This window comes from Ornithinimicrobium sp. (assembly GCF_051004135.1).
In the GTDB taxonomy this organism is placed as follows: domain Bacteria; phylum Actinomycetota; class Actinomycetes; order Actinomycetales; family Dermatophilaceae; genus Ornithinicoccus.
In genome coordinates, this window is the sequence record NZ_JBPCKQ010000065.1 from 1 (window position 1) to 4,866 (window position 4,866).

General features: G+C 67.8%; 9 protein-coding genes. 4 read left to right on the forward strand and 5 right to left on the reverse strand.

Translation table 11 applies throughout. The features are described from left to right. The 3 genes from ACR2FV_RS03670 to ACR2FV_RS03680 form a co-directional block, all read right to left on the reverse strand. Nucleotides 1-491: IS110 family transposase (locus ACR2FV_RS03670; RefSeq protein ID WP_434014345.1), on the reverse strand; the 491-nt coding region annotated here is incomplete at its 3' end. Between the two features lie 255 nt (nucleotides 492-746). Next, a complete protein-coding gene (locus tag ACR2FV_RS03675) occupies nucleotides 747-1,013 on the reverse strand; it encodes a type II toxin-antitoxin system RelE family toxin (RefSeq protein ID WP_434014346.1) in 267 nt (88 codons plus the stop codon). Next, nucleotides 1,010-1,291, reverse strand: a complete 282-nt coding sequence (locus ACR2FV_RS03680) for a type II toxin-antitoxin system Phd/YefM family antitoxin (RefSeq protein ID WP_434014347.1) — start codon at nucleotides 1,289-1,291, stop codon at nucleotides 1,010-1,012. Before ACR2FV_RS03680 ends, ACR2FV_RS03675 begins: the two co-directional genes overlap by 4 nt. 140 nt (nucleotides 1,292-1,431) lie before the next feature. Here ACR2FV_RS03680 and ACR2FV_RS03685 point away from each other — a divergent pair, with 140 nt between their 5' ends. The 4 genes from ACR2FV_RS03685 (at nucleotide 1,432) to ACR2FV_RS03700 (ending at nucleotide 3,850) form a co-directional block, all read left to right on the forward strand. Next, entirely contained in the window at nucleotides 1,432-1,659 is a 228-nt protein-coding gene (locus ACR2FV_RS03685) for a FitA-like ribbon-helix-helix domain-containing protein (RefSeq protein WP_434014348.1), read from the forward strand. Further along, complete coding sequence (locus ACR2FV_RS03690) at nucleotides 1,656-2,048, forward strand: type II toxin-antitoxin system VapC family toxin (protein ID WP_434014349.1); 393 nt, start codon at nucleotides 1,656-1,658, stop codon at nucleotides 2,046-2,048. Before ACR2FV_RS03685 ends, ACR2FV_RS03690 begins: the two co-directional genes overlap by 4 nt. 312 nt (nucleotides 2,049-2,360) lie before the next feature. Continuing rightward, nucleotides 2,361-3,113: an excisionase family DNA-binding protein gene (locus ACR2FV_RS03695; RefSeq protein ID WP_434014350.1), complete on the forward strand. Its 753-nt coding sequence runs from the start codon at nucleotides 2,361-2,363 to the stop codon at nucleotides 3,111-3,113. Then, the gene (locus ACR2FV_RS03700) at nucleotides 3,110-3,850 is read left to right on the forward strand and encodes a hypothetical protein (RefSeq protein WP_434014351.1); all 741 of its coding nucleotides are present in this window, start codon (nucleotides 3,110-3,112) and stop codon (nucleotides 3,848-3,850) included. Before ACR2FV_RS03695 ends, ACR2FV_RS03700 begins: the two co-directional genes overlap by 4 nt. 168 nt (nucleotides 3,851-4,018) lie before the next feature. Here the strand turns inward: ACR2FV_RS03700 and ACR2FV_RS03705 are convergent, their stop codons facing one another. Beyond that, nucleotides 4,019-4,333, reverse strand: a complete 315-nt coding sequence (locus tag ACR2FV_RS03705) for a hypothetical protein (protein ID WP_434014352.1) — start codon at nucleotides 4,331-4,333, stop codon at nucleotides 4,019-4,021. A gap of 334 nt (nucleotides 4,334-4,667) precedes the next feature. Next, nucleotides 4,668-4,866: hypothetical protein (locus ACR2FV_RS03710; protein WP_434014353.1), on the reverse strand; the 199-nt coding region annotated here is incomplete at its 5' end.

Consider the following 4,866-nt stretch of genomic DNA (forward strand, 5'->3'; position numbering starts at 1 on the left):
TTCTTGCCCTGACCGGGCAGCAGTTCGCCCAGCAGGGCCTGCAGCCGGTTGACGGTCTGAACCCGCCGCCGGGTCAGCGCTTCGCGCCGGTCGGTGAGCATCCGCAGGGCCTCGAGTTCGCCGTCGACCTTCAGGACACGCAGTCCCTGGGTTCGGACCGCGACGATCGCGATCGAGTGAGCATCGCGCGCGTCAGTCTTGCGGTTGTGCCCGGTGTCGAACAGCCGCACCCGCGCGGCCAGCTTGGCCGGCACGTCCAGGACGCGCTCACCGGCCTCCAGGAGCCGTTGGGCCAGTGGTCGACCGGCGCCGTTGGCGCCCTCCACTGCCCAGACCCGCTGCGGCCAGGCCTTGGCGTAGGTTCGCATCGCGGCGTAGCCGGCCTGATCGGTGGGGAACCGACCCGAGCCCAGCCGCTGCTCGTGGTCATCGACGACCTCGAGGGTGGCCGACAACTTGTGGGGATCGACCCCGATGATGACGTGTTCCATGTGCTGCTCCCGCCTGTGCTCATACCAATGTGGACGGCGAGGTGGGCAGTGCTACTACGAGCAAGGGCAGTCCCTTCTTGAGCCACGCCTCGTCAACGGTGCCCGACGGGCTGCAGACCGGAAGTGAGCCACACCCGAAAGCTTCGGGTGGGCAGCCCAAATGAGAGCGTCCCGCCGGGCACCTAGACCGAGTCTGGCCAGACACCGGCCCTACAGCCCGTGTCTAGTAGCCCAAAAGGGGTTCGGGATCGCAGTTCACCTGGGCCGGTAAGCGTCGGCGCGGTGCTCGATAGCCACGATGGTGACGATGTCAGTGATTCGATAGATGATCCGGAAGTCTCCGCGGCGAGCGCTGTGCAGTCCCGACATCTCGAATCGAAGTGCCTTGCCGACGCGCCGAGGGTTCACAGCCAACGGGCCGTAGATGAACTCCACCGCTGCCGTCCCCACCTTTTCGGGCAGCCTGCCCATCGACCGACGAGCCGTGGCAGACCACGCAACGTCGAATGGCTCGGAACTCACTTCTGCAGGAGTCCCAGCGCCTCGTCCTTGCTGAGAACCTCTGCTGGCCCCTGCGTGAGCTCTGCCAGACTCTCGCGGATCTGGCTCACCAGGCGAGGCCGCGCCACGATCTCCAGGGTCTCCTCCAGCGAGGCTAGGTCATCCACGCTCAGCACCACGGCCGCCGGTCGACCGTGCTTGGTGATCAGGACGCGATCATGCTCGCGCTCGACCTGGTCCACCACTTCGGACAATCGGTTCTTGACATCCTTAAGGGCCATCTGGCTGTCAACTGTCATGTCCACAAGTGTAGCTACTTCGAATGGCTGGTCAACATGCCGCGGCCGGCGCGGCTCGGCCCGGCCCCGCGTCATACCGCCGCGATTGCGCAGTCAAGGGCCGAGGACCTGCGGCTTGCAGAATGCTAGCATCAGTTCCCATGACCACCCTGTACATCCGTGATGTCTCCGACGAGGTCGCCCACACGCTCAAGGACCGCGCCGCGGCCGAGGGCAAGTCGCTCTCGGCCTACGTTGCAGGCGAGCTGTCCAGGATCGCCGCTCGCCCGACGAACGTCGAGATCGTCGCCAGGCTCAAGGCCCGCGACCGATCGAGTGGTCCGACCTCGGAGGAGATCGTCGCCGAGGTGAGGGCCGGTCGCCGGTGATCGTGGTCGACGTCTCGGCGATGGTCGAGGCGCTCATCGGACGCGACCTTGAGAGCGAGTTGCTGGATTCCCTGGCCGGAGACGTGGCCGCCCCGCACCTGCTCGACGTCGAGGTGCTCTCGGCGCTGCGCGGGCTCCTCCTCGGCGGCAAGCTCGAGCCGGATGCGGCCGAGGAGGCCCGCGTCGACCACTTCGCCCTGCCCCTCACCCGCTACGAGATCCACCCGCTGGCAGATCGCATCTGGCTCCTGCGCCACCAGTACACCAGCTACGACGCCTGCTACCTCGCGCTGACCGAAGCGCTCGACGCACCGCTGCACACCTGCGATGCCAAGCTGGCTGGCGCTGGCCACGAGGCACAGGTGCGGGTCTTCCCCCGAACACACTGACCGGCCGCGAGACCTCCGCCCCTGCGTCTTTGCGCCGCGATCGGGCGAGGGAAACTCACACACGGCTGATCGAGTGCTCACGCCCGGTCGCCGCAGCCGCAGTCCAGCTCGATGCGCCAGTGCGCTTGTCTGGCGGCGGAACCTCGAGGTTCTCGCTCGAACTCCATCAGGCCGTCGTTGCCCAGCGCCGTTAGCGCCCCTGATCCTGCTTCTGCTGGTGCTCCTGATCCCGCCCCTCGGCAGCGCGGTGATCTCGTCCGAACACCCAACAGGGGATAACACAAACCTTACCGTTGCTATAGCATTCTGTTCATGGGACGTCAGATCAGCGTGTCCGAGGCCGCCGAACGGCTCGGCGTCACGCCTCATCGCGTGCGCCAGCGCATCGAGGACGGCTCTCTGCCCGCCGAGCGCGTTGGCAACCGCTGGGGCATCGACGAAGCCGACCTGCTCCCGCTTCTGGACGGTGGGAAGGTCGGTCGGCCGCTCTCGGAACGCTCCGCGTGGGCCATCCTCGACTACGCCGACTCCTCGCCGCAGGCAATGGCCGCACTGGCTCTCCTCGCCCCCTCAGAACGCCAACGCACCGAGGAGCGCTGGGGTTTGATGACAGCCCACACGCGGGACACTGACACCATCGCCGGCGTCGCCCGCCTGCTGCGCGAGATGCTGGCCAATCGCGCCGAGCGCCAGGTCTACCGAGCCAACACCCGCGACCTGCCAGACCTACGAGCCGATGCTCGCCTCGTCCTGTCCGGCCTCAACGACCCACGCGCCGAGATCGCCGCCGGCGACATCGTGGAGGGCTACGTCACTCAGGCCGACCTCGGGCACCTCATCCGCGACTACCTGCTCACACCGGCGGTCGGCCAGTCCAGTCGCCAGCAGGCCAACGTCGTCTTGCACGCGTCGATCCGATCCGTGCCTCGGCCGGCCCCGCTCCTCCTGATCGCCGCTGACCTCGCCGACCACCGCACCCCTCGCGAGGAGTCCCGCGCCGTCGAGATCCTCAACGACCTGACCGCGACCGAACAGATGTGGCACGACCTGGGGACCGACCAGTGATCCTCCTGCCGCCGATGCTCGCGGCCCAGACCGCCTCGTGGCACGCGCTGATGGAACTGTACGAGCGGCACCCCGACGGCTGGACCCTCGTCGGCGGCCAGATGATTCACCTGCACTGCGCCGAGCGCGACTACTCACCGACGCGGCCGACCGATGACGCAGACGCGGTGCTCGACGTCCGCGCAGACCCGCACTTCCACGAGTCCTTCACCGCCACGCTGACGGACCTCGGCTTCACCTACCAGACCTCCGGCGAAGGGCTCCAGCATCGTTGGGTCAAGGGCGACGCCCAGATCGATGTCCTGCTTCCCGACGGCGTGGGGGAACGGTCTACGTCGCGCCCCGGCGCCGGAGGCGGTCCCACCCTCGCCACCCCCGGCGGCACCCAGGCACTGCACCGCTCCGAGGCCGTCGCGGTCACCGTCGCGGGACACCAAGGCCACGTGCGCCGCCCCAACCTCGTCGGAGCCCTGGTCATGAAGGCGGCGGCGCACTCAGTCGGCACCGATGGCCGTCGCCACCGCCTCGACTTCCTCGTGCTGGCCACCATCCTGTCCGCCCGCGACTTCCGCAGGGACCCGGCCAGCACCGGTGACCGCCGACGGCTACGCGCGATGCTCGCGGCCGTTCGCAAGGACAACTCGGTGATGCTGCGAGGCCCCAACGCCGCCGCAACCCTCGCCCGGCTCGAATTGGCCGCCGGGCTAACGACTTCTTCATTGCCATCTTCTTCCTGATCCTCTTCGTGCTCGTCCTCGACCCCAGCACGAGCACCTCGGGGACTCGGAGCGGTCGAGGTATCCCTGTGGGCCGCAGTGATCGCCCTCTGGTTGATCGCTTTCATCTTCTGGGCGAAGGACGGAGCCCCGACAGGTGATGTCCCGTTGAGGAGGTCCCAAGCAGCGTCAGATCGAAGAGAATTTCCGCCGCCGCTTGCTCGATGGACCCGACGCGATGGATGTCCGTCCAACCCAGTCGCGAAATCGGGCTTGCCTCGGAGTGCTCCAAGCCCGACGTTGGGCCAGTGGTCGACCAGCACCGTTGGCACCCTCGACTGCCCAGACCCGCTGCGGCCAGGCCTTCACGTAGGCCCGCATCGCGGCGTAACCGGCCTGATCGGTGCTGAATCGACCCGAGCCGAGCCGCCGCTCGTGGTGGTCGACGACCTCGATGGCCGCGGACAGTTTGTGGGGGTCGACCCCGATGATGACGTGTTCCATGTGCTGCTCCCGCCTGTGCTCGTACCGATAGGGACGGCGAGGTGGGCATTGCTCTACTACGAGCAGGGCAGTCCCTTCTTGAGCCACGCCTCACCAACGGTGCCCGACGGGCCGCAGACCGGTAGTGAGCCACACCCGAAGCCGGGTGGGCAGTCGCATAGAGAGCGAACCCGCCGGCCCACCTAGACCGAGTCCGGCCAGACACCGGCCCTGCAGCCAGTGTCTAGTAGCCGCGTAGGGCGCAAGTCCCGATCCGGTGTCCGCTTTGCGGGAACGTCTGCTCATGCCGCATACCGTGACGCGGTCGCGTCCGCTCCCGCTGCGAACCGTGGAATCACGCGACCTTGCTGGAGTAGCGCTGTCGTGCGGCCTCGCCGGTGGTACCGACGAGGGCGCCGATGGCGGTCCAGGACATGCCAGCGCTGCGTGCGCGGCGCACGGCATCGAGTACATGCCGCTCGGCGGTCGATCGTTCCTGTGTGGCCGAGCGCAGGTCGGCTACGGCAGCACGATCGAGCTCGTCGGCATCTCGG